Here is a 25209-nt window from a genome sequence, read left to right as displayed (position 1 = left end):
CGTTCTCGCCGATACGTCACCGCACGCGGGCGATCGTCTTGTCCACATCCTCCAGCAGCCCGTTCCACGACTCCTGGAACGCGGCCACACCTTCGCTTTCCAACCGGCGCACCACCAGGTCGTAGTCCACACCCGCCGCGGCCAGCCGCCGGAACACGCTCCGGGCCTCGTCATAGCCGCCCCGGACGCGATCACCGCCGATCACACCGTGATCGGACACCGCCCGCCGCGTGACCTCCGGCATCGTGTTCACCGTCCGCGGCGCAACCAGCTCGGTCACGTAGCGTGTGTCGTCATACGCCGGGTCCTTCACCCCCGTCGATGCCCACAACGGGCGCTGCGGCCTGGCACCGGCCCGCTCGAGGTGCCGCCACCGATCACTGCGGCAGACATGTTCGAACCGCTCGTAGGCCAACCGCGCGTTCGCGATCGCAGCCTGTCCCCGCAACGCCGCGGCCTCCGTGGTGCCGGCCGCATCCAGCCGCCGATCCACCTCGGCATCCATCCTGCTGACGAAGAACGACGCCACGGACCCGATCCGCGACAGATCCCGGCCGGACTCGTACGCGGCCTCCAGGCCCTCCAGGAACCGCACCAGTACCGCCTGGTAACGATCCACCGAGAAGATCAACGTGACATTCACGTTGATTCCCTGACCCAGGCACGCCGCGACAGCAGGCAGTCCCGCCGCCGTCGCCGGAATCTTGATCAGCACATTCGGCCGGTCGACCATCCACCACAACAGTCGCGCCTCAGCCACCGTGCGCGCCGTATCGTGCGCCAGCCGCGGATCCACCTCGATCGACACCCAGCCATCACGGCCATCACTGGCGTCGTGCACGCCACGCAGGACATCGCACGCCCACCGCACATCGGCCGTGGTCAGTACGCGCACCACCTCGTCGGCCGAGAACCCCAGCTGCGCCAGGTCGACGAGTTCATCCGCGTAGGCGACATCCTCGCTCAACGAGCGGTGAAAGATCGTCGGGTTCGTCGTCACCCCCGTGATCTGGCCACTCCGTACCAGCGCCTCCAGGTTGCCGGACCGTAGACGCCTCCGGCTCAACTCGTCCAGCCAGACCGCCACACCGTTGGACGCCAGCTCCCGCAACGCCTCACCCATCCGGCGACTCCCTCCACACTCGCACAGCTCGACCACGATGTGCACGATTTCGTGCATCTATGTGAGCTACAGTGTGCATCAGCTCATCAGGTTCTTGTCAATATCGCACACGAAAACCAGGGAAAACAGCCCGCACAAACGTATCCCCGGAATTTCTCCCTCCTGCACAAGCTGATACAGTGTGCACGAAATCATGCACGACGGTCCGCTGGAGGGACTCCATGCTCGCTAGTACTCGTCGGCGCGAGATCCTGCACCGGCTCCTCGCCGACGGCTACGTCGAGGCCAGAGAGCTCGCCAACCGCATGGGCGTCGACACCTCGACCATTCGCCGGGACCTCGACGCTCTCGCCCGCGCCGGTCAGGTGCAACGCACCCACGGCGGCGCTCGCCCGGCCCCCGGCGTAGCGGGCGAGCTGCCCTACGCCATGAAACAGACCGAACGCCGCGGCGAGAAGACCGCGATCGCGGCTGCCGCCGCAGCCCTCGTACGGCCCGGTGACACCGTCATCCTCGACAGCGGCTCGACCACCTACGAGGTCGCCGCCGCCCTGCGCACCCACGAGAGTCTGACCGTGATCACCAACGACCTGCGCATCGCCAAGTTCGTCGCCACCGTCCCCGACATCCGGTTGCTGGTCACCGGCGGTGAACTGCTCGGATCGGTATACACACTCGTCGGCGACCGCGCCGAAGCCTTCCTGGCCGACTACGCCGCCGACTGGACCTTCCTCGGCGCCGATGCCATCCATCCTGCAGCAGGCATCACCAACACCAACACCCTCGAAGTCCCGATCAAGCGCGCGATGATCGCCGCGGCCGTCTCCACCATCGTCGTCACCGACAGCTCCAAGTTCGGTCACCACACCCTGGCCAAAGTGGCCGCCCTCGACGAGATAACCCAGATCATCACCGATCCTCAGCTGCCGACCGGCACAGCGGAACAGTACGGCGACCAGCTCACGCGCACGCCCTACCTGATCGAAACAGAGTCCAGTGCCGGATAGTCGCACGATCACGGACTCCCGCGACAACGCGACATACCAACCATTGCCCGATCGCTGCGGCCACGGTCGCCGGCGCGTACCGGGACCATGCCCGACCACGAATGTTTCGCGGGTACGAGCGAACCCATCGTCGTCACGGGTTCACACGTACTCGACTCGGCTCGCTGCTTGCTCATCGACGAACCAGAGAGTACGAGTCCGCCCGCGCGCACCTGCGGCGGGCAGTGCCTGCGAGTCACTTGTCGTCAGCGCCGTGGCCACCGCGCCCGCCTTGGCTGCTCCATCGGTGATCAGCCACACCTCATCGGCGCGACAGATCGAGGCGAGTGTCAGGGTGATACGTGTCGTAGGCGGCTTCGGACAGTCCCGCACGCCCACTGCCCCCGACTCCCACTCCGCTGCCGCGTGGGTGTGCGGGAAGAGGGAGCCGATGTGGCCCTCCTCCCCTACTCCGAGCAAGCATATGTCGAACAACGGGCGTCCAGCATCCAGCGAGTGGGCAGCGAGAATGTCGCGATAACCTGCCGCGGCAGCTTCCACGTCGGTACCGAACCGGCCGCCGCGCGCCTCCATCGCGTAGATCCGTTCCGGATCGACCGGAACGTGATCGAGGAGCGCCTCGCGCGCTTGCTGCTCGTTTCGCTCCGGATCGGCGCGATCCACGAAGCGCTCGTCGCTCCAGAACACATTCACTCTACTCCAGTCCACCGCGCTGTCAGTGCACATGCCGTACACCTGTCGCAGGACGGCGATCCCGGTCCTTCCGCCCGTGAGTACGACAGACGCCGCCCCCCGAGTCGCCTGCACGTCCACGATGCGCATGAGCAGCCGTGCGGCCACTGCCGCCGACAGTTCGTCGCTATCGGCATGCACGGACAGCTCTGGCCGGTCACCCGTCCGCGCCCGTGCTGGGGTGTGTGCCATCAAGAAACTCCTTCGCCGGACCGATGGTCACGCCACCGCAGGTGGGGGCGTGTCGACGTCGTTGTGCGGTGTCGATGCCCGCCGCACCGGCACCGTGCGGTGGCGGAACGGCCGGTAGCAGGTCGAGTACGGAATCCGGGTGGCGTGGCAGACCACACCAGACCTCCGGTCGGCATGCGGGCCAACGTACCGGCGCGTGCCCGGTCTTCGCAGCTCACAGGTGGGGCAAGACTGCCGACGCCGTGAGCCGCAGCTCGTCATGGACAGTGTCACCATTGACGGGAGCGAGCACGACGCTCGTGGCCCCTGCGGCGCGCAGCTCGGTGATCCGAGCGGCTACTTCGTCCGGATTCCCGGCAACGGCAAGCGTATCGATCCACTCGTCGGGCATTGCCTCGGCGAATCGGTCCGGTTCCCGCTCGAGCAGCTCCGCGACGTGGTCGTTGTAGCCGAACGCTCCGGTCAGGGGGTTCTTCGGACCGAGAACGGTGATGTACTGAGCGACCACCTGACGCACCGCGTCCCTGGCTCGCTTGCTGTCCTTGTCGACACTGAACAGCGCCAACGTGGGAGTGAGGTGATCGGTGCGCCCGGTCTCGGCCATGCCCTCGTGAATGTGCTTCGTGGCACCGTCCAGATAGGCAGTGCCGGTCAGGACGCTCATGACCGTGCCGTCGGCGATCCGGCCGGACAGCCGCAGCGATTTCGGTCCCACGACCCCGGTCAGCAGGGGCACTTCTTGTTCGGGGCAATGCGTGGCGGCGACTGAGCGGAACGTGAAGTAGTCACCCTCGGCGTCGAGGGTCTCTCCCGCGAGCAGACCACGGATTCCATCGATGCACTCGGTCAGCGCGGTCAACGGTGACTTCGCGGTCAGCCCCATCTGGTGCGTCCAGAACGGCACACCGTGCCCGATGCCCGGCAGGAACCTGCCAGGATAGGTCCGGGCCAGGGTGGCGATCTCCATGGCGGTGACGGCAGGATGCCGGGGCGTCGACGCGACTACCCCCAGCCCTACCTTGATTCGTTCCGTTGCCTGCAGCGCGAGGGCCGCGCCGGTGAATCCGCCGTAACAGAAGTAATCCTCGGCGACCCACACCTCCCCGTATCCGAGTTCCTCGGCCGCGGCGGCCACCGACGGAATCTTCTCCGGCGGGGTCGATGTGGTGACGAATACGCCGACAGGTGGCTCGTTCGACATTGGCTGCTCCTGATGCTGATCTCGACTCAATGTCCGAGTCTGATGGGCTTACTCACGCTCACGTTGGTCCGAATCCTGTCCTGTTCGCTCCGTCGCAGCGCGGGAGCGACGTGGCGCGATGAGGCGCCTCAGCCGTGCCCACAGGCTTCTGAGAATGATGCTTATCCCTTGCGGCTCGGGAGCGACGGTCCTTGCTGCCGTTTCGGGTGTGGCGTTGAGTTTGGTTTCGACGCAGGTGGCGAACTCGCCCAGCATGCGTTGTGATATGTCGTTTATGAGGCCGGTTCTCCCGAACTGGGCAGCGGACCCGGACAATGTGACGTCGGATTTGATCCCGACGTGTGTTCCGGCGTCCGTATCACTGATGTCGCCGACTACAGTGATTTCCCCGCGGCTACCGCCCTTGCGATCGACACCTGTGCCGTGAATGGTCACCTGTGATGCGTTCTCGTCGAACACGACGGTGGCCTTGCCTTCGAATTTGATCGCGATAGGACCGAGCTTGGTGGCCAGTTGACCACGGTAGTTTCCTTCGTCGTCCTGCTCGGTTATCTCGGCACCCGGCAGGCACTCCACGACGGACGGAACGTCGTGGAAGAACTTCCACACTTCAGCCTTGGGAGCGGGTACCACTATCTCCTGCTCGATCTTCAACTGATACTCCCACTCTCGGAGACCCCGTCGCGCCGGCTGTCAGCAGCCGCCATGACCGACCTGACGATCCCGTCATAGCCGGTGCACCGGCACAGCACTCCCGAGATTCCTTCGCGCACCTCGGTCTCGGTCGGGTTCGGGTTCTCGCGCAGCAACTCGGTTGCGCACATGAGCATTCCGGGCGTGCAGAATCCGCACTGCAGCCCGTGATTCTCCTGGAACGACTTCTGCAGCGTATTGAGCTCGTCGCCTTCGGCAAGCCCTTCGACTGTCTTGATGCGGGCACCATCGGCTTGGACGGCGAACGTCAGGCACGAACGGACAGCGACGTCATCCAGGAATACCGTGCAGGCGCCACAAACCCCGTGCTCGCAGCCGAGATGGGTGCCGGTGAGTCCGCACTGGCGGCGCAGGAAGTCCGCCAATGTCATCCGCGCCTCGCAGTCGTCGGTGTATACATGCCCGTTGACGGTGACGGTGATCGTGTGTTTATCGCTCATGGGTGGCCTTCCTTCTGGTGAGTGATTGCCGAACGGATCGCTCGAGCGACCAGCACTCGCACCATCTCGAGCCGGTACGAGGCCGAACCATGGACGTCGTCGGTCGGTTGAACGGAATCCGCCGCGGCTACGGCAGCCGCGTCGATCCCGGCGTCGTCCAACGTGGTTCCCGAGAGTTGTGCCTCGGCCTCGTGCAACCGGATCGGTGTTGAATCGACACCGCCGGCCGCAATGCGCACAAGGTCCGCACGTCCGTTCGAGTCGAGATGGACCGCTGCCATCACGGAAACGATGGCGAAATCGCCGTGGCGGCGAGCGAGTTCTTCGACTCGGACACCGGTGCCACGCGGTAACCGGGGCAGCCGCGCCGAGAGCAGGATCTCATTGTATTCCAGGCTGGTCACGAGCGGAGCGAGGAAGAAGTCCTCGGCGGGAACCGTCCGCTTTCCGGACGGACCTTGCACGGTCAGTTCCCCGCCAAGTGCCACCAGCACGGTCGGCAGTTCCGCAGCCGGGTCGGCGTGTGCCAAACTGCCGCCGAACGTACCCCGGTTGCGATTGGTCGTATGGCCGCTGTGGGCCAGCGCGGCCGGCAAGAGCGGAACGGCGGAGCCCGCTGTCTGATCGCGTTCGAGGACACGCTGACGGGTCATCGCACCGACGACGAGGTGGCCGTCTTCCGCATGGATATGCGTCATGTCCTGCGTCTGATTGATGTCGATGAGCACCGATGGACGCGCCATCCGGAAGTTCATCAGCGGGACGAGGCTCTGCCCACCGGCGAGGATCTTGGCGTCGTCGCCGTACTCGGTCAGCAGAGTCACGGCCTCGGCACTGTCGTGGGCGCTGCGGTATTCGAACGGCGGTGGTTTCATGTCGTTGCTTCTCCTGACTGGGCCGCACGGATGAGTTCGAGCAATCGGGGCGGTGTCATCGGAAACTCGCACACGGTCACCCCGAGATCGGACAATGCGTCGTCGATCGCGCTTCCCACCACCGATACCCCGGCAATGGTCCCCGCCTCGCCCAGGCCCTTCATGCCTCCCGGGATGTGCGGAGCCGGGGTTTCCTGGTGATAGAAGTGAAACGGTGGAATGTCCGTGGCACTCGGGATCAGGTAGTCCATGAAGCTCGCAGTGCGGATCTGACCGTCGTCGTCGTAGACGAACTCCTCGAACAACCCGCCACCGAAGGCCTGCGCCAAGCCGCCTGCGAGCTGCCCGTCGGCAAGCAGCGGGTTGATGATCACACCCGCATCGTGGGCCTGCAGGCAGTCCAGCAGCTTGACGGCTCCGGTCTGCCTGTCGACCTCCACCAGCAGTGCGGTACAGGCGTAGGACGTCGTCATGTTCGCCGGGTCGAAGACGTCCACCTCTTCAAGTGTCGGCGTCTCGGACTCGGGCAGCCGCCCGTTCAGCATCCGGTAGGCGGAATAGCCGATATCGGCGGTCGAAACAGAGGAATCGGCGGCGCCGCGGACCGATACCCGGCCGTTGTCGAGCTCCAGATCCTCAGGATCCGCCTCGAGAAGCTCGGCGCCGATGCGCAGGATCTTCGCCTTCAGCCGTCCGGTGGCGTTGACGATAGCCGCGCCACCCAACGTGGCTGCCCTGCTGCCGCCGGTGCCGTAGCCGGTGTACGGACAGGATTCGGTGTCGCCGGTCACGACCGTAACGTCCTCGATCGGGACGCCGAGCCCCTCGGCGACCAACTGCGCGTAGGTCGTGTGCGTCCCTTGTCCTGTCGAGATCTGCCCCGACAGGACCGTCACCTTGCCTGCGGAGTCCATGCGGACATACACCTCGTCGAAGCCCGAGTGATCGAGACCGACCATGTTGAGGACACGGCTCGGTCCGTACGCACCGGGCTCGATGTGGAAGCCGTATCCGATTCCGATCGATCGGCCCGCCTCGCGCCCTTCGCGCTGCAGCTCATTCCAGCCACGCTCCTCGACGGCGGACGTAGCGAGATCCAGGCAGTCGGCGTACCGGCCGCTGTCGAAGGTGAATGCCGCTCCGCTGAAGTACGGGAACTCGTCCGGCGCGGGGAAGTTCATCCTGCGTAGCTCGATTCGACTCATCCCGAGCTTGCGTGCGGCGAGTTCGATGAGCCGCTCGTGCACGATGTTTCCCTTGGGCACACCCCAACCGCGGTAGGAACCGTAGGGCGATCGGTTCGTCATCACCGCCTTGAGCGTCAGCTCCTGGTTCGGGATCTTGTACGGCCCCATGGACGTGAGCACCGACGCCCACGGGGGGCCGGCTCCCACCGTGCCCAGGGCTCCGCCGAGAACGCCGTAAGCGGTACCGCGCAGGCCGAGAATCGTCCCGTCCGAGCGCAGCGCCATCTCGAAGTCGTGCCGCATATCGCGGGACCGAGACGAGGCCACGAAACTCTCCTGCCTGTCCTCCAGCAGTTTCACGGGCCGCTTGCTGCGCCGGGACAGGATCGCGGCGATGACGCCTTCCGGGTAGAAGTCGAACTTCAACCCGAACCCGCCACCGATTTCGGGTGTGCGCACACGAATCTTGCTGACGGGCAGCGACAGGACCTGAGCGAACAGCTCCCTGGCGAGATTCGGCGACTGGGTCCCCAGCCACACATCGAGCCGGCCCGAGAAGACGTCCCAGTTCGAGATGCAGCCACGAGTCTCGATGGGACATCCGTAACCCGGGTGGTGCCGGAAGCTCGCCCCGACGACGACATCGGCCTCGGCGAAGGCGGCGTCGGCATCCCCCGCCGTCAACGTCATCGATCCACTGACGTTGTCCGGCCAGTCTTCGTACAGCTTCGGAGCGTCCGGCGCCAGCGCTTGCTCGAGGTCGGCGACGACGGGTAACGGCTCGTAGTCGACCTCGATCAGCTCCAGTGCATCCTCGGCCACGTACCGGTCGACGGCGGCAACCGCCGCGACACCCTGACCGACCCACCGCACGGTGTCGGTCGCCAGCGCGTGTGCGCGAGCGATGCGCTGCTCGGGTATCGGATACCAGATGACGGGTTGCTCGCCGGCGATCTCGACCAGATCGTTGCCGGTGATCACGTCGAAGACGCCGGGGAGCTCCCGCGCCTTGCTCACGTCGATGCGGGTGATACGCGCGTGCGCTACAGGGCTACGCAACACCGCGCCCTCGATCATCCTCGGCACGGTGATGTCATCCATGTATGTGCTACTGCCCGTCAGCAGGCTCGGGTCATCGATACCTGGCTGTGGTTTTCCCGCATACTTGGTCGACTGGGGTTCTGTAGTGGTCATCACAGCAACTCCTCGATATCGGTTTGGTGGGCCGAGCCGGATCCGGGCCCGGCTACGTCAGAGGGCGTCTCGCTGCATGGAACGGATCCGTCCTGAACCGCCGTAGGCGATCAGCCCTCGTTCGCCGGCGCGGCTCGGAGCCGGAGACGGATGTGGGTCGATCCGGACAAGTCGACGTGCTTCCTTCGTCATCGCGACCCGCCTCAAACCGTGCTGAGTGGGCCGGCGGCCTTGGCGCGGATCCGGATTACCGGTTCGGTCAGATAAGCCATGGGAACCTCCTCGATCTCGACGATCTCGACGGCCGCCGGGTCGGCGCCCGCGCTGATCGCCTCATTGCGCGCGTCGGTCGTCGCCTCGTCGGTAACCTCTTGGCGGGTGCGTCCGGATAGTTTGAACACTTTGTCGACCTGGCCGGAGACCGAGGCGATGGCCGCTCCGATGGCGTTTGCCACGTCGTAATGCTCGGGGTGGAGCACGACACTGGCTCCCTCGAGTTCCGGCGGTAGCACGACACTTCCACCTCCGACTGCGATGACGCGCGCGTCGCCTCGGGTGGTCTTCATCTGATCTATCGCGATCGCTACACGTTCATCGGCGATTCGCAGCGCGCCGGTCAGATCGACTGCCGTATCGGCCAGCAGGTCACGCTTGCCCATGTCGGCCCGCTCAGCGCTCACCGCGGCGTCGGACAAGGTCGGAGATGCTCCGCCGAATACGAGACTGTCGGTCACCAGGCGATGGCCGACGCTTTCGGGGCCGACCTTGATGCCGTCGCCATCCTGGGCGATCTTGGTACCGCCGCCCACGGCGATACTGTTGAGATCGGGCATCCGGAAATTGGTCCGGACTCCCCCGATGTTCACCGCGGCCGACGATTCCCGCGGGAATCCGTTCACCAGCACTCCGATGTCGGTCGAGGTTCCGCCGACATCGATCACGAGTGCGTCGGTCTCCTGGGTGAGGTAACCGGCCCCGCGCATACTGTTCGCCGGTCCACTACCGATGCTCAGCACAGGAAAACGCAGCACATAGTCCAAACCCATCAGAGTGCCGTCGTTCTGGGTCAGATAGGCGACCGCGTCGATCCCATTGCGCTCGAGGGCGTCGTTCAGACCGCTGACCACCTTACGGGCTACACCAACGAGCGAGGAATTGAGCACGCAGGCGTTCTCACGCTCGAGCAGTCCCAGGGAGCCGATCCGGTACGAGAGAGACACGGGCACGTCCCCGAGTACCTCATGGACCACCTGCTCCGCCTCCAGCTCGTGCTCCGCCGATACCGGCGAGAAGACCGAGGTGATCGCGACCGCTTCGATCGTGCCCGCGTGCTCCTCGAGGAAGCGAACCAGCTCCTGCCTCTCGAACGGCACGATCGGCTCTCCGGATACCTCGCTGCCGCCGGGCACGATCACCTCACCGGCCGACGCCGCGGCGCGCAACTCGCTTGGCCAGTCCAGCAACGGCGGAATCGACAACGTCGCGGGCGCACCGATCCGCACGACCGCGGTCTTGAGTAGCTCGCGGCCCTCGAGGATGGCGTTCGTGGCGTGCGTCGTCCCGAGCATCACATGGGTCACTCTGTCGAGTGGCGCATCGAGGACCGAACTCACGCCGGCGATCGCCTGGTGAATGCCCGTGCCGAGATCGAACGTGGTCGGGGTTTTGAACTGGGCGAGCAGTCGCTGATTGTTGTCCACCACGACCGCGTCGGTATTGGTACCACCGACGTCGATACCGAGTCGCAGGTCAATGGGTCGGGGCATGGCGTTCCTCCACCGGCTTGAACTCGACGTCGTAACCGAAGGCCCGCGGGCCTACCACCCGCAGCCCTGCCTCACTGCGCCACTGGGTCGGCCCCCGGAATACCGAGAGGACGACCCGCTGCCCGTAACGGATGTGCTCGGTGACGATGCCGTGGGCAGTGTGCCGATCAAGCAGCGTGATGATGTCGGGCACCGTGGCGATCGGCTCCCCGTCCTCCAGCGCGACCAGATTCTCGTTCTGGAACTCGACGCGAACCAGGCGCCCGGAGTCGGTCTCCGTGCCCTCGATCACGGCCGATCCGCGCACGAACCCGCCCGCGGTGTGGCGCTCGACGTCGATCACCTTGCCAGTGATCAGCGGGTAGACCTCTGCCTCGGAGTCCAGGGCCTCGAACGGGCTGGCTCCCGCGGTCCGGATCGCACGGCCGATCCGGACCGCGGTGCTGACCGTTCCGCGGATCACGGGACCCCGCGCTACGGCACCGGACATCGGATAGAGACCCGCGGATGCGCATCCGCCCAGCACCGACACCGTGTTGCGCATCAGGCGTTCCAGCCATACGTTCCCAGCCGTATCGAACGTGATCGCCTGTGACCGTTCGTCGACGAGGACGCTGGGCCGGGATGGGATGTCGTGCAGGTGCGGGGTGCACATCTGAAGCTCGGGAAACGCGCGACCCATCAGGTCGCCGTCGACGAGCGGTAGCCCGGCATTGACGGCCCACGCCACCGGAAGGACACCGTTGATGCCGCCCATCTCCATGGGCATCATCGCGGAGATCCGCGTACCGAGACGGGCTTGCAGCGTGTCTTGGATGACCCTGCCCTCGCCGCCGTTGGCTATCTTCTCCATCATCACCGTGGGTGCACCGACCATGCCCGCGGCGAAGACGGTGTCCGAATCCGCCACGTCGTCGAGTTGAATCACCGAAACGGGGCCGTGGTGTTGCACCGCGTTGATGGCCATCATCAATCCGACGCGGGGATCGCCTCCCCCTCCGCCTGCGAGCACCGTGCAGCCAACGGCCAGGTCGGCCAGTTCGTGCTCGCCGAGACTCGTCTCGAACTCCTGACTCATGACGCGTCCCCGGTGGCCAGAACCTCATCTCGCGCGTGTCGCCCGTATCGCAGGCCGGGCACCACGCCCGTTCCACCGGTGAGCATCCGGCCACCACGAGTCCGCTCGCTCAGGCCGGCCGAGCCACCGTCCGGAGGACGCATGGTTGAAATGTCCGCGAATCCGCTCATCAATCAAACCTCCATTTGTCGGGATGAATCTACGGTTGCCGAACAGAACAGGGAAGGTGCATCGTGAACCCATGCCAAGCCATTCGGTGCGTGTTGCACAAGACCGCCCCCACGTGGCGGTCGAGCTACCGTCCGGCACGTCCCGCCGGTCACTGCGCGCGATCCTGGCCGAGCTACAGCTGAACCGGCCCGAGGACGCCATCGCGCTCGACGGCGACATCGACCGCGACATCGCCGAGGTTCGACTGATCGATTCGACAGATCAACTCGATGAGGTCGGTGCCGGGGCGCTGGTGGTTCTCGATCGCAGGCTGTCACACATCGCCGACGGGTACCTGATGGACGTGGCGGTGCGTCGCGCGGTGAGCCGCGAAGTAGCCGGCCTGATGCTGACCGCGCCCGAAGACGCCGGCGTCTCCCTGACAGCTCGCAGCATGTGCCGCAAGAGCGGGCTGGCGCTCGTCCGGTTGTCGCCGGATCGTGACCTGAACACCGTGCTCAACGTCGTCGCGCAAGAGATCGCCGACGAACTGCACCTCACGATGGAACGGGTGCGGCGGGTCATCGACGCTATCGACCGGCTCGCAGGCGAGGGCAGCACACCTACGGACCTCGCGACGATTGGCTCGAGCCTGCTCGGCTACGAAATCCGGGTCACGACAGAGCCGCCCGAGGAGGGCACCGAGCTGTTGGCCGTACCGGCCATCGTCAACCAACCCGAGGGTGAACAGTTCGTCTCCGCACGGCTGTCCGACGCGGACGCCAACACGTTGCTGGAGATGGTGCTGTGGCGCCTCGCAGCCGAGACCAGCCGCACGGCGTTCATCACTGAACAAGCCGAGCGCACCAACATGCTGTCCGTGGATGAGGTGCTCAGGCAGCTACTCGGAGCCAGCCGCGAGACCCGCGACGACTTGTCACCACAAGCCCGCAAACTCGGTATTCCGGTGGATGCCTGGCACATCGTGGGACGTTTCGAGCTGGACATCCCGCAGGAGGGGATCGCGGACGGCCTGCTGGCCTACGAGACCAGGGAGCGCCTGGCCCGGATCGCGCTGACGACCGCATCCACCTCCGGTGGTATCTGGCATACGGCGCAGGAACCGGCGGCACTGTGGCTGCTGCACAGCCACCATTCGTCATCCCCGCCGCGCGATCTGGGACTGCGCGTCCATCGGCTGATGGGCTCGGTCCTGGCCGCCCTGCAGCACGCCGTGCCGAACCTGCGGGCCTATGTCGGGATCGGCGGAGTGCACGCCGCGATGACCGGCATCGCCGGCAGCGCAACCGAGGCGAAGGTGGCCGCTACCCATGCGCGCTCGCTGCGGCGCGCGAACCATCCGATCAGCTTCGACGCCGTCGGGATCCGGAGCACGATCGTAGAGTGGTTCGGGTCGCCGACGGTGCAGGAATCGGTCGATGCCTTGTTCGCGCCGTTGGACAAGGTGTCCCAGGCGCGGCGTGACGAGACCATCGAGATCCTGGGTACGTACCTCGATTCCGGCGGTTCGGTTGCCCGCACAGCCGAGGCGATCCATCTGCATCGCAACGGCGTCCGCGCACGGCTGCAGCGGGCGATCGACCTGATCGGAGTCGACATCGACGACCCCGACCAGCGGCTGTTCCTGCACCTGGCGTGCCGCGCTCACCGGATCGTCGGCACGTCCCACTCGTGACCACCGGAGCCACAAGCGACCGCCGGCCGGTTCCGGGTCCCTCGTCACCTTCACGCCGCTGTCGGCGGCGGACGACGCATCCGGTGACGTGCCGTCGATCGCTCGGGACACGACGAGAACGCTCACCCACGCCGACGCGACGAACCCACACACGGCACCCTGCGGGCAGGCGCGGTGGTTGACTCCCCTGGACGGCTCAACCGGGTGCATTCTGTCCGCAACGCTGGATGTTCGTGTGCCTGCTGCACATACTGAACCATCCGCGGGCTGCTCATACTCGCATCGGCGCGTAAGTCCCTATCGAATGCGAGGAGCTGTCCGAGATGAGCACCAGCGTCCCCAGGATTCCCCCACTCGAGGTCACCCACGCCGACGATCCACAGGTCGTACGCGAAGCCGCGACCGAGGACTACACCGCACACGTCGTGCCACGCGAATGGCGCCTTCCCCCGCGGTCGCTGTTCGGCGCCTGGTGGGCGCTGGGCACAGCGATGTTCTGGGTGATCCTTGCCGCGCTGGTCACGCTCACCGTCGGCACCCGGGACGCCATCATCGGCATGGTGCTCGCGGTCGTCGTGTACGGCGCGGTCAACTACGTCCTGTCTGTCTACGCGGCACGCACCGGAACCACGGTGAGCCTGTTCTCCCGCAGCCTCTTCGGTTCGTCGGGTGCGGTACTCGCGCCGTTGACGATCGCTGCCATCGCCATCTGGTTCGCGGTGTTCGAAGGCTCGGTGATCGCGGTGGCCTTCGAGCACTACTTCGGCGGCCTCGACCTGAGCCTGTGGTACCTGGTCGTCGTGCTGTACAGCATCCCGCTGGCGATCGGCGGCATCCGGGCGTTCCTGGACAAGTTCAACAGATTCCTGTTCCCCTTCTACGTCCTCGGGCTCGTCGCGGTCGTCGTCTGGACCGTCGTCGAACTGGACGCCTCGTCGGGCTGGCTGACCTACCAACCCGAAATGCCCTCTGTAGCCGGCCCGGGCTGGTTGTTCGCATTCGGCGTGTACATGGGCGACTGGGTGCTCATGATGGCGACGTGGGACTTCGCGCGCTTCGGCCGCACGAGCAGGCGGGACGTCCGGACCAACGGATGGTTCACCTTCGGCCCCGGGTTCTACCTGTTCACCATCGTGGCCAACGGCCTGATCGGGATCTTCGTCGCGCTGACGATCCCGACGGAAGGCCCACTATCCGAGATATCGAGCGTCATCGGGATCGTCGAGCTGATGGGCATCTGGGGCCTGCTGTTCGTCTGGATCAGCCAGACCCGGATCAACACCGCCAACTTCTACCTGGCCACGAGCAACCTGGCCAACGTCTTCGCACAGACATTCAAGCTGAAGCTGTCCCGCGTGTCGTGGGTGGTCATCGTCGGGGCGATCGTCTACGTGATCATGCTCAGTGATGTCTTCAGCTACCTGCTGATCGCGCTGCGGTACACGTCCGTCCTCTGCGTAACCTGGACCGCTTGTGCCCTCGTGTTCGTCCTCCGCCACAGGGTGCGCGATCGCGCCACCCGGCCCGAGTGGCGCTCCGGCCGCGTGGCCGCCGTCAACTGGCAGTCCCTGCTCGCCTGGGGCCTGGGCACCGGGGTCGGCATGCTCATGATCGGCATCGACGAGCAGACGTCGTGGTCAGCGACGTTGGCGCTGCCGGTCGCGTTCGTGGTGTCGGCGATCACCGAACTGATCGTGCTGTCCACGGGCAAGACGGCTGCATCGGGACTGTCCCGTCCGCACGACCCGAGGCACGAGGTGGACGACCCGTGGGAAGCGCGAGTGCGCTGCCACCGCTGCGAGAAAGCCTACATCGCCGTCGAGATGGACCGGGACCCGAGCAACGAGCATCGGGCGATCTGTGCCAGTTGCGCACAGGCCAGCCCGACGTTCGTCAGGCAGGCCCGCCGAGAGGCAGCGGAGTACTGAGACGAGGCGCTCCGGCGGTGCAGACTGCCGGACGTCAAGGTGGTCCGAGTGCGCTCTGCACACACTGAACGATCCGCCGTCTCCGCATAATCGCATCATGGCTACGTGTTCGACACCCGACGCCCTGAACTCCGCGTTGTCGCGTGCCGGGTATCTGCCCGACGCGGGCATCAGTGCCGCGGCGTTTCTCGCCGACAACATGGCGCGGCCATTGTTCCTCGAAGGCGAGGCCGGTGTCGGCAAGACATCCCTGGCCGCGGCGCTGGCGCAGACACGTGGCAGCGAGCTCATCCGTCTGCAGTGCTACGAAGGCATCGACGCGTCCCAAGCGCTCTACGACTGGGACTTTCCCCGGCAGCTGCTGCACCTGCGTGCGATCGAGGCTATGGGCAACGGGCATATCGACGTAGCCGCGGCCGAGTCGGAGCTGTACGACGAACGCTTCCTGCTGGCTCGTCCCATCCTGCGCGCGCTGCGTACACCGCGATCGGTTCTGCTGATCGATGAGATCGACCGTGCCGACGATGAGTTCGAGGCCTTCCTGCTCGAGGTGCTCTCGGACTTCACGGTGTCCATCCCCGAGCTGGGACAGGTGCGGGCCGACGCCGCGCCACTGGTGGTGCTGACCTCGAACCGCACCCGTGAAGTGCACGACGCGCTCAAACGACGCTGCTTCTACCACTGGGTGCAGCACCCTTCACTCGAGCGGGAGGTCGCGATCCTGCGGCGCAGGCTCCCGGAAATCACCGAACGTCTTGCCAACGACGTCGCGACCGCGGCCTCCCGCCTGCGTACCGCCGAGCTGATCAAACCGCCGGGTGTGGCCGAGTCGCTGGACTGGGCAAGTGCGCTACAGGCGCTGGGATGCGAACAACTGGACCAGGGCTTCGCAGCGCTCACCTTGGGAGCCGCCCTCAAGTACCGCGAGGACATCGAGCGAGTGGAGCGAGAGGGACTCTCCCAGGTTATGGCGTACTGATATCGAAGCGAGGCAGCGATGACGACGTCCAGCCCGAATTCCGGAGACTACCGTGGCGCGGGAGTGGTAGCTGAGCGGATCGATGATGCACCCACCGCTCTCGTCGGATTCGCGCGGGCTCTCGCCGCCGCGGGCGTCGCGGTCTGTTCGACCCGTACAGCCACCTACGTCGCGGCGGCGCGGGTGTTGCGATCCGACCAGCCAGGCGCGCTCTACTGGGCAGGCAGACTGTCCTTGACTTCGTCACCGGACGACCTGCCGATCTACGATGCGGTCTTCGAGACGTATTTCTCCCTCGACCCCGAACACGAACAGTCCACGATGCGCGGCCAATCGCCGGTCGTGCAGGCAAGCGTCCCGTTCACGGAGGACGGCGGCCCGAGCGAGGATCCGGCTGGGGCCGACAGCGACGTTCTCCCACCGGTGATACGGGCCAGGGCGAGCGCGGCGGAAGTGCTGCGAAACCGTGATCTCGCCTCGCTGAGCCGTGCGGAGCGGCAGGAGATGGCGCGCCTGTTGCAACTGTTGCGACCCGGGCTGCCGGTGCGACGGTCCCGGCGCAGACGTTCACGTGCTACCGGACAGGTCGACCCGCGCCGGACCGTACGCGCCATGCTTGCCGCCGGCGGTGAACTGGCCGCTCCGAGACGGCATCGACCCGATACTCGCCCACGCCGGATCGTCCTGCTGATCGACGTCTCGGGCTCCATGGCCCCGTATGCCGACGCCCTGCTGCGCTTCGCACACGTACTGGCCCGATACCGGCCCAATGCGTGCGAGGTGTTCACGATCGGCACCCGGCTGACACGGATCACCGGCGCCATGCGGATGCGTGACCCGGATTCCGCGCTGAGGGCAGCGGCGGAGACGATCGCCGACTACTCCGGTGGGACGCGATTGGGGGAGGTGCTGCATGCCTTCCTCGACCGATGGGGGCACAGAGGGACCGCTCGTGGCAGCGTCGTCGCGATCTTCTCCGACGGATGGGAGCGGGGATCAGCCGACGAGCTGGCCGAGCAGGTGGCACGCCTCGGTCGTCTGGCAAGAACGGTTGTCTGGGTCAATCCGCACAAGGGCGCGACGGACTACGAGCCGGTCCAGAGCGGAATTGTCGCGGTGCTGCCCTACGTAGACCACTTCGTGGCCGGACATTCGCTGGCAGCCCTGGAGGAACTTCTCGGCGTGATGCGCGATGCGTGACGCGATCATCCGGCTACCGCACCGGTGGCGGGGCGAACACCCGGTCACGACGACGGGACCGGGTGCCGCTGCCGTTCGGGATCAGCACCCCGAAGGAGCGCTATGAAGCCGCGGGAACTCGACATCAACGGCCCGGCAGGCCGCATCGCAGGCTGGTCGGCTGGTGAACGCGCGCCGGGCGAACCAGCGGTGCTACTGATCCACCCCATCAACACCCAGGGACGGATCTGGACCGAAGTGGTCGAACTGCTTGACCCGAGAGGCCACTGTGTTATGCCCGACTTACGTGCCCACGGTGGTTCCGATGCTTCCGGCGAGTTCTCCCTAGCCGCATGGACGGCCGACTGCCTCGCGGTGATCGAGCGGGAACTGCCGAGCGGACCGTTCCACGTCGTCGGCGGATCTCTCGGGGGGACGTTGGCGTGCTGTGTCGCCGCCGCTCTGCCGGGCAGGGTCGCGTCGGTTACCGCGATCGGCAGTTCGCTGAACTTCGACGGTGTCGAGGTGTCCGGTGTTCTCGATATGTTCGACCGATTGGGGGTCGAAGGCACCTTCCGGACGGTATTCCCGACGATGACCTTTGGCCCCGGCTGCTCACAAGAGGTCATCGGCAAGGCGCTCGAGCTCGCCAACCCCAACGATGTGGAGACGGTGAAGCGAGTATGGGCAGCGACGATCGAAAGCGACGCCACCGAACAGGCGAGCCGAACCCATTGCCCGGCCCTTGTGGTCAGCGGTGAGCACGACGTCACGTGCACTCCTGCCCTCGGCCTCGAGATGGCCAGAGTCCTGCGAACAAGCCAGGTCATCCTGCCCGGTATCGGACACATGCCGATGCTGGAATGTCCCGGGCACATCGCCCGACTACTCGACCGACAGTTCGCAGGGACCGGATCCGCATGACTTACTCACTGCTTGCACGTGACCCTGCTACCGGAGACATCGGGGTCGCCGTCCAGTCGCACTTCTTCGCGGTCGGACGCCTCGTCCCGTGGGCGACCGCGGGTGTCGGTGCTGTCGCTACCCAGGCGATGGTCGAGCCGTCCTACGGGCCGCACGGGCTGGAACTCATGGGACGAGGTCACGCGCCGCACGACGCGCTCGCCCGGTTGCTGGAGCAGGATCCCGGCTCCGCGCACAGGCAAGTCGCGCTGATGGCTGCGGACGGAACCGCGGTCGTCCACACAGGCTCCGCGTGCATCTCCGCGGCCGGCCACACCACCGACCACGGCCTCAGCACCCACGCCAACCTGGTCGAATCCGGGTCTGTGTGGCCGGCGATGTCCGAAGCGTTCCGAACCGCCCACGGCAGCCTCGCACACCGGATGCTGGCCGCACTTCGGGCCGCGGAGCGTCACGGTGGCGATATCCGAGGTCGCCAATCCTCCGCCATGCTCATCGTACGCGGCACGCCGACCGGTCGTCTGGCCGAGGATCGGGTGATCGATGTTCGGGTCGACGACGCCCCTGACCCGCTCGACGAGCTGGAGCGACTCATCGACCATGCCGAGGCATTCGGCGGGCTCTTACGGATGCTGCAGACCGAGGGGCTGCTCAGCGGAGAACACACTGCCGACGCGGAGCTCGTCAGGCAGGCTCTCGCCGAGCTCGACACCGCGCAGAGAGTGGTCGGTGCGAAGAACGTGGAACCGACAGTCTGGAAGGGTCTGCTGCTGGCCCGCAGTGGCCATCAGGACGAGGCACGGCGCGCGTTTCAACAGGCCATACGTACCGAACCCCGCACGACGTCCCTCGTCCGGCGACTGGCTCGTGCCGGGATGTGGCCCGGCGATCCAGCCACCCTCGACACGCTGCTCACGCCGAGCGGCTCACCGGCTGTGCCGGACCCGCACAGTGAGCCGGACCGCTGACCGGACGGTTCCGGAATCAACCGTCGTCCGCCGAACGTAACGCGATAAGGGAGAAGAAATGTCTACCGAAAAGCAGGACCGGAACGAGATCCTCGAACTGCACCGGATCTGGTGGGAGTCCAACCACAAGCTGGTCATTCCGGACATGCAGTCGGTGTTCCCGGCCGGAATGTCCTACCTGATGTTCAATCTGAACGGGCATCCGTACTTCGGGATCGACGAGAAGACCAAATTGTGGGAGCACTACAAGAAGGAAATCGACATCGTGATGTATCCCGACATCGAGATCATGCGGCTGGCGATATCGGGGGACATGGCTTGGCTCGCCTGCGAGGGAATCTTCCCGATACGCCGGATCGGTGCGGACGGCACGGGTTCGGCTACCTGGGAGCTGTCGGACGGCGACTACGACAACTTCCGGCTGCGTGCCACGGAGGTCTACCAGCGCGACGACGGCCTCGGCAATCCGATCTGGAAGATGTGGCATTTCCACGCATCGCCGATGGCCCCCAACGACGAAGAGCGCCCTGGTGTCGGCGGAACTCAGGACGGCCGCGGCGTCGGGTACGGACCTGGAATCACCCCTGAGCGGGTCACCCGCAGCGGAACCCGCGGTTGATCCCGAGCCGAACTCCGTCTGCGCTCACGTTCCCGTTCCGACAGTGGAGCCGGACGTTCGCGCGATCCGGCTGCCGGCCGCAGCAACTCGACACAGATCGGTCAAGAGGTCCACATGCGCGACATCCTTCAACAGATCCAGCCATGGTATGCCGGGCGTAACCGCTTCGCCCTCGCAACCGTGATCGACACCTTCCACTCCGCACCACGCCCTCCCGGAGCTGCAATGGCGGTCTCTTCCGGCGGTGAGGTAGTGGGCAGCGTCTCCGGCGGCTGCATCGAGGGTGCGGTATACGAACTGGCTCAAGAGGCGCTCGAAACCACACAACCTACGGTGCAACGCTACGGTGTCGCTGACGACGACGCGTTCGCTGTCGGCCTCACATGCGGTGGAACCATCGACATACTGGTCCAACCGGTCGATCCGGCATCCAATACTGATCTCGGTGCGCTGTTCGACTCGATCTACGCTGGTCAACCGGTCGCTACCGCGACCGTAGTGACCACAGGAGCGAGCCTGGGTGAGGAAATGGTCGTCCGGCCGGATCGCGTACACGGCGGCTTCGGTGACCCGCACCTGGATGCCGCGGTAGTCGAGGACACGCTCGCCATGCTCGAGCAAGGCACCAACGGCATTCGCCACTACGGCGAACACGGTGAGCGCAGGCGCGACGATGTCGCCGTGTTCGTCCACGCATTCGCACCCCCGCCGCGTATGTTCGTATTCGGAGCCATCGATTTCGCCGCCGCGGTCGTCAAGGTCGGCAAGTTTCTCGGGTACCACGTCACGTTGTGCGACGCGCGTCGCGTATTTGCCACGAACAAACGTTTCCCCGAAGCAGACGAGGTCGTGGTTTCCTGGCCACACCAGTTTCTCAGCGACGCCGTGCACGGCGACCTGATCGATAACCGGACAGTACTGTGTGTGCTCACGCACGACCACAAGTTCGATATTCCCTTGTTGGAGCTGGCGTTGCGCACCCGTGCGGGGTATATCGGTGCCTTGGGGTCGCGCCGTACCCATCAGCAACGGCTCGATCAACTGCGCGAGCTGGGGCTGTCGGACGCCGAGCTCGCACGGTTGTCCTCGCCTGTCGGCCTCAATCTCCGAGCCCATACCCCTGAGGAAACCGCCATCTCCATCGCGGCAGAAATCATCGCGAAGCGAGGCGGCGCGGACGCCCTGCCGCTGTCGCAGACCACAGGGAGCATCCATGGTGCGACCGGGCAGCGTCTTTCCCGTACCGCAGGCTGAACCGCTGAACACGGATCAACCGCGGTCACATGGCTTCGCAGTACGGCAAGCGGCGCCGGAGGAGAGTGCCGCGGGCCGGTGTCGAATCGAGTTACTCGACAGCTGTGCATACCGGCACGTACGCCGGGTGGTCTTGTGCGTATTGCACACACTGAATGCCTTGTGGTTTGTTCATACTCGGATCATGGTACGGCGAGGCCGGCGCCGGCAGCACAGCCCCAGCCCCGGCGCCTGCGCACGTCCGTACCAGCGAACCTGGTCGACCGCGATCCTGCGAGGGCACGACGCGCGCCATGCGCGTGCACAGTTCGCTGGAGTTGGAGGTAGCGAGTGTCAACAACATTGGCCCCGGGAGAGGTCCGTCTCGCGACGTCGTTGGCCGAGGCCACAGCGATGCTCGCCGAGCTGGGTGAGGACGGCGAAGCGATCGCGGGCGGGACATGGACCATGCGTGCGTCCCAACGACACGACGTCCCGCGGCGAGCGTACGTGGCGCTGAAGCGACTCCCCGAATTGCACGGTGTCGCCCCGGGGGACCCGGTCGACGTAGGGGCACTGACCACCCACACCGAGCTGGCCGCCGCCGACGCACGGCAGGCATTCGAATGCGTGCGTTCCGCCGCACGCCAGTCGGCGTTTCCGCAGGTGCGCAACGTAGCCACGGTCGGTGGGAATATCAACGCGATCGGGTTCCCCGAGGCTGATCTGGTACCGGCGTTACTGGCCGCCGAAGCGCAGCTGGAGCTGTACTCACCCGAAGGCAACGAGGTTGTCGGCCTTGCCGATTATCTCACCTCTCGCGACGCGCGGCCTGCCGGAGAACTGATCACGCGGGTGCGGGTACCTGCGCCGAGTCACCGTAGATCCGCTTTCGAACGCCTGACGGTCCGTGCCACAGGTGAATATCCCATCGTCAACGTGGCCGTATCGGCCGATATATCGGATGGTGTCGTGCGCACGGCGCGGATCGCCGTCGGCAGCGTGGAGCCTGTGGCCAAGCTCTGCTCGGCCGCGACCGAGCTGGTCGGGCGATCCACCGACGAACTGTCGGTGACCGACGCCGTAGGGGAGGCTGTAGCGGCGGAACTCACTCCCCGGCACGGCCGCGACGCTCCGGCCTGGTATCGAACGGCCGTGCTCCCCGCCCTGATTCGACGTGCCCTCGCGCGTCTCACCACCGACCCGGAATAGGAGGGGCCGTGTCCCATTCCTTCACCCTGAACGGACAACCCGTCGACGTCACTGTAGCCGGCATGACGTCGCTGTTGTCGGTCCTGCGAGACCAGTTCGGTCTGCTGGGCGCCAAACTCGGATGCGGCGAGGGGCGCTGCGGCGCCTGTACGGTTCTCGTCGACGGCGAACCGGTCGACTCGTGCATCTACCCGGTCGCCAACGCCGAAGGAGCGGCGGTCCGCACGGTCGAAGGCCTGGAATCGGACGGTGAGCCGCTGACCCGGATCCAGGATGCCCTGTTGGAACACGGTGGAGTGCAGTGCGGTGCGTGCATTCCCGGAGTGGTTATGACGCTCACGGCGCTACTCGAAACGGAGTCCCGTATAGACGACTCCACCGTACGATCGTCGCTCAGCGGAAACATTTGTCGTTGCACCGGATATCAGAAGATCATCGATGCGGCGCAAGCGGCTGCGAACGCGAATGGAGGGCCGCAATGACTCTCGTCGGTACGTCGGCACGCCGGGCGGATGGGGAAGACAAGGTCCGCGGTGCTGCGCGATACGGCATGGACTATCTCGAACACGGCACGCTCGTCGCGAAGGTACTCCGGTCCACCGTGCCCGCCGCGCGTATCACCGGACTGGATTGCTCCAAGGCCGCCTCGATGCCCGGTGTCCGCGCCGTCGCGACCGCCGCCGACGCGCCAGGGCTGTCCGGCCTGATGATCGTGAAGGACCAGTCGCTGTTCGCCACGGATGTGATCCGCTACGTCGGCGAGCCGTTGGCCGCGGTGGCGGCCGACACCGCCGAGCAGGCCGAGGCCGCTCTCGCGGCGATCGACGTCTCGCTCGAACCGCTCGAACCCGTCCTGGACCTCGAGCAATCCCTCGCGGAGGGATCTCGCTTGATCCACCCCGATTGGGAGAGCTACGAGACCGCTATGCCTGGCACGCGCGGCGGCAATCTGGCCTGGGAATCGCGGGTCGAGCGCGGCGACGTGGACGCGGCGTTCGACAGAGCGCATCTGGTCGTCGAGGACGAGTTCCGAACGCAACGCCAGCACCAGAGTCCCATCGAACCGCACGTCGCGGTCGCCCGGTACGAGCAGGGACGGTACGTCGTACACACACCGACACAGTTCCCGTTCAACGTGCGCGGCCGTATCGCGGAACTGCTCGGTATCCGCATTTCCGATGTGCGTGTGATCGTACCCCCCATCGGCGGTGGATTCGGCGGCAAGCTTGACGTCATGGTGGAGCCGTTCGCCTGCATCCTCACCCGCAAGACGGGGCGTCCCGTGCGGATCCTGAACAGCCGCAGCGAGGAACTGGCGACGTGCGGGCCACGGGAGAACGCGATCGTGCGGTTGCGCACTGCCGTGGCAGCGGACGGCACGCTCCTGGCGCAGGACGGGGAGGTCATCGCCGATAACGGCGCGAACAGCAGCGGCGAGACCGTCTTGGTTGCCAACGTGGCGCCGCTCGTCCTCGGCGGCACCTACCGGATCCCGAACGCGCGCTACGCCAGCAAGGTCGTCTACACCAACACACCACCGACCGCGGCGTTCCGCGGGGTCAACGGGCCCTACTGCGTGTATGCCCAGGAACAGCACCTGGACCGCATCGCGCGTGAGCTGGGCATGGATCGCAGGACACTGCGGATGAACAATCTGATCCGCGCCGGCGAGTCGATGGTCAACGGCCAGCAGCTGGACGACGCATTCCTGACGCAGGCCATGGACAAGGTTGACGAGATCAGGCCATGGCAGGATGCACACACCGAACGGAAGCCGTTTCGCGGTGTGGCCGTGGTGCCACTGACGTGGATAACCAACCCATTACCGGCAGCCGCCTCGATCAAGCTGGAAGAGGACGGCACCGCGACGGTGACCTGCGCGGGCGCCGAGATCGGCACAGGGGCCGTCACTACCGGGGTTCTGCAGATCGTCGCCGAACAGCTGGGTCTGCGGCTCGAGGACGTGCGCGTGAGCCCCACGGACACCGATACGGGCGGCTACGACGGCGGCGCACAGGGCAGTAGAACAACGTACGGCATGGGCAACGCTGCCCTGGATGCCGCGACCAAGGTCCGGGATCAGGTCCTCGACGTCGCCGCCACCATGCTCGAGGCCGGGTCCGACGATCTGGAAATCGCCGACGGCACGGTTCGTGTCACCGGGGTCCCCGATCAGCACGTGGCCGTGGCCAGCGTGGTAGCCACGGCGATGTTCGACTCCGGCCCGATCGGGGCCTCCGGCAAGTTCGCCACCCCGCCGATCCCGTTCGACTCCGGCTGCATGGCAGGCGCCGCGGTCACCAGCTTCGCGGCGCCGCTGTATCAGGCACATATGGCAGAGGTGGAGGTCGATCCCGAGACCGGCCGGGTGACTGTGCTGCGATACGTAGTAGCTCAAGATGTCGGCAGAGCGATCAATCCGCAGATGATCGAAGGGCAGATCCAGGGAGGTGTGCTGCAGGGCATCGGTTACGCCCTGTTCGAGAACCTCCGGCTCGGGGACAACGGTGAGGTGATCGACGACGACCTGGAAAGCTACCGGCTGCCCACTGCCGCCGACGCACCTCCGATCGATGCCGCCATTCTGGAAAACCCCTGCTCCTACGGCCCACTCGGCGCGAAAGGAGCAGCGGAGCCACCGATCATTCCGGTCGCCGCGGTGATCGGGTGCGCCGTATCCGACGCTATCGGCACGACCATGAAGGAGTTACCACTCACACCGTTCTCCGTACTGCAAGCGATGACTGAGGACCAGGACTGAGCTATCCGAGCTGCCCATAGCCACCCGTAGACGCGACGGCGACCGCGTCAC

General features: G+C 65.9%; 21 protein-coding genes. 12 read left to right on the top strand and 9 right to left on the bottom strand.

Annotated elements, in window-relative coordinates; translation table 11 throughout:
- Window positions 1–16 precede the first annotated feature (16 nt).
- Window positions 17–1123: a transaldolase gene (gene tal / locus H0B56_RS16670; RefSeq protein WP_180894178.1), complete on the bottom strand. Its 1107-nt coding sequence runs from the start codon at window positions 1121–1123 to the stop codon at window positions 17–19.
- A 221-nt stretch (window positions 1124–1344) separates the two neighbouring features.
- On the opposite strand from tal, the gene H0B56_RS16665 reads away from it, so the two are divergent.
- A complete protein-coding gene (locus H0B56_RS16665; protein ID WP_180894015.1) occupies window positions 1345–2130 on the top strand; it encodes a DeoR/GlpR family DNA-binding transcription regulator in 786 nt (261 codons plus the stop codon).
- A 141-nt stretch (window positions 2131–2271) separates the two neighbouring features.
- On the opposite strand, the gene pgl is transcribed toward H0B56_RS16665, so the two are convergent.
- The 8 genes from pgl to H0B56_RS16625 form a co-directional block, all read right to left on the bottom strand.
- Window positions 2272–3054 (bottom strand): 6-phosphogluconolactonase, encoded by a 783-nt coding sequence (pgl, locus tag H0B56_RS16660; RefSeq protein ID WP_180894014.1) that lies wholly within the window; start codon window positions 3052–3054, stop codon window positions 2272–2274.
- Window positions 3055–3268: 214 nt separating this feature from the next.
- Window positions 3269–4255 carry an LLM class flavin-dependent oxidoreductase gene (locus H0B56_RS16655; protein WP_180894013.1) on the bottom strand — a complete coding sequence of 329 codons (987 nt, stop codon included), beginning with the start codon at window positions 4253–4255 and terminating at the stop codon, window positions 3269–3271.
- A gap of 48 nt (window positions 4256–4303) precedes the next feature.
- Window positions 4304–4909 (bottom strand): SRPBCC family protein, encoded by a 606-nt coding sequence (locus H0B56_RS16650; protein WP_180894012.1) that lies wholly within the window; start codon window positions 4907–4909, stop codon window positions 4304–4306.
- A complete protein-coding gene (locus H0B56_RS16645; RefSeq protein WP_180894011.1) occupies window positions 4906–5409 on the bottom strand; it encodes a (2Fe-2S)-binding protein in 504 nt (167 codons plus the stop codon). The genes H0B56_RS16650 and H0B56_RS16645 overlap by 4 nt, the downstream gene beginning before the upstream one ends.
- On the bottom strand, window positions 5406–6284 hold the full coding sequence (locus H0B56_RS16640; RefSeq protein WP_180894010.1) for an FAD binding domain-containing protein: 879 nt from the start codon (window positions 6282–6284) through the stop codon (window positions 5406–5408). Before H0B56_RS16640 ends, H0B56_RS16645 begins: the two co-directional genes overlap by 4 nt.
- Window positions 6281–8665, bottom strand: coding sequence for a xanthine dehydrogenase family protein molybdopterin-binding subunit (locus tag H0B56_RS16635; RefSeq protein WP_180894009.1), 2385 nt, complete (start codon window positions 8663–8665; stop codon window positions 6281–6283). The genes H0B56_RS16640 and H0B56_RS16635 overlap by 4 nt, the downstream gene beginning before the upstream one ends.
- 203 nt (window positions 8666–8868) lie before the next feature.
- Window positions 8869–10431, bottom strand: coding sequence for a hydantoinase/oxoprolinase N-terminal domain-containing protein (locus H0B56_RS16630; RefSeq protein WP_219632833.1), 1563 nt, complete (start codon window positions 10429–10431; stop codon window positions 8869–8871).
- Window positions 10415–11509, bottom strand: coding sequence for an S-methyl thiohydantoin desulfurase family protein (locus H0B56_RS16625; protein ID WP_180894008.1), 1095 nt, complete (start codon window positions 11507–11509; stop codon window positions 10415–10417). Before H0B56_RS16625 ends, H0B56_RS16630 begins: the two co-directional genes overlap by 17 nt.
- 283 nt (window positions 11510–11792) lie before the next feature.
- Between H0B56_RS16625 and H0B56_RS23525 the strand changes: the two genes are divergently transcribed.
- The 11 genes from H0B56_RS23525 (at window position 11793) to H0B56_RS16570 (ending at window position 25158) form a co-directional block, all read left to right on the top strand.
- Complete coding sequence (locus H0B56_RS23525) at window positions 11793–13355, top strand: helix-turn-helix domain-containing protein (RefSeq protein ID WP_180894007.1); 1563 nt, start codon at window positions 11793–11795, stop codon at window positions 13353–13355.
- Between the two features lie 323 nt (window positions 13356–13678).
- A complete protein-coding gene (locus tag H0B56_RS16615; RefSeq protein ID WP_180894006.1) occupies window positions 13679–15283 on the top strand; it encodes a purine-cytosine permease family protein in 1605 nt (534 codons plus the stop codon).
- 97 nt (window positions 15284–15380) lie between these two features.
- Window positions 15381–16262 (top strand): AAA family ATPase, encoded by an 882-nt coding sequence (locus H0B56_RS16610; protein WP_180894005.1) that lies wholly within the window; start codon window positions 15381–15383, stop codon window positions 16260–16262.
- 18 nt (window positions 16263–16280) lie between these two features.
- A complete protein-coding gene (locus H0B56_RS16605) occupies window positions 16281–17462 on the top strand; it encodes a vWA domain-containing protein (protein ID WP_180894004.1) in 1182 nt (393 codons plus the stop codon).
- A 102-nt stretch (window positions 17463–17564) separates the two neighbouring features.
- Window positions 17565–18365, top strand: a complete 801-nt coding sequence (locus H0B56_RS16600; RefSeq protein ID WP_180894003.1) for an alpha/beta fold hydrolase — start codon at window positions 17565–17567, stop codon at window positions 18363–18365.
- A complete protein-coding gene (locus H0B56_RS16595) occupies window positions 18362–19333 on the top strand; it encodes a DUF1028 domain-containing protein (RefSeq protein WP_180894002.1) in 972 nt (323 codons plus the stop codon). Before H0B56_RS16600 ends, H0B56_RS16595 begins: the two co-directional genes overlap by 4 nt.
- 58 nt (window positions 19334–19391) lie before the next feature.
- Window positions 19392–19952, top strand: coding sequence for a YybH family protein (locus tag H0B56_RS16590; protein WP_180894001.1), 561 nt, complete (start codon window positions 19392–19394; stop codon window positions 19950–19952).
- A gap of 114 nt (window positions 19953–20066) precedes the next feature.
- Window positions 20067–21206, top strand: a complete 1140-nt coding sequence (locus tag H0B56_RS16585) for an XdhC family protein (protein WP_180894000.1) — start codon at window positions 20067–20069, stop codon at window positions 21204–21206.
- 330 nt (window positions 21207–21536) lie between these two features.
- Window positions 21537–22397, top strand: a complete 861-nt coding sequence (locus tag H0B56_RS16580; RefSeq protein ID WP_180893999.1) for an FAD binding domain-containing protein — start codon at window positions 21537–21539, stop codon at window positions 22395–22397.
- Between the two features lie 8 nt (window positions 22398–22405).
- Complete coding sequence (locus tag H0B56_RS16575) at window positions 22406–22879, top strand: 2Fe-2S iron-sulfur cluster-binding protein (protein ID WP_180893998.1); 474 nt, start codon at window positions 22406–22408, stop codon at window positions 22877–22879.
- Entirely contained in the window at window positions 22876–25158 is a 2283-nt protein-coding gene (locus H0B56_RS16570; protein ID WP_180893997.1) for a xanthine dehydrogenase family protein molybdopterin-binding subunit, read from the top strand. The genes H0B56_RS16575 and H0B56_RS16570 overlap by 4 nt, the downstream gene beginning before the upstream one ends.
- Window positions 25159–25209: the final 51 nt, after the last annotated feature.

Origin of the sequence: Haloechinothrix aidingensis (genome assembly GCF_013450155.1) — a bacterium.
Classification (GTDB): Bacteria; Actinomycetota; Actinomycetes; order Mycobacteriales; family Pseudonocardiaceae; genus Haloechinothrix; species Haloechinothrix aidingensis.
The sequence above is the reverse complement of the archived record's forward strand: the minus strand, read 5'-3'. Positions and strand labels throughout refer to the sequence as shown.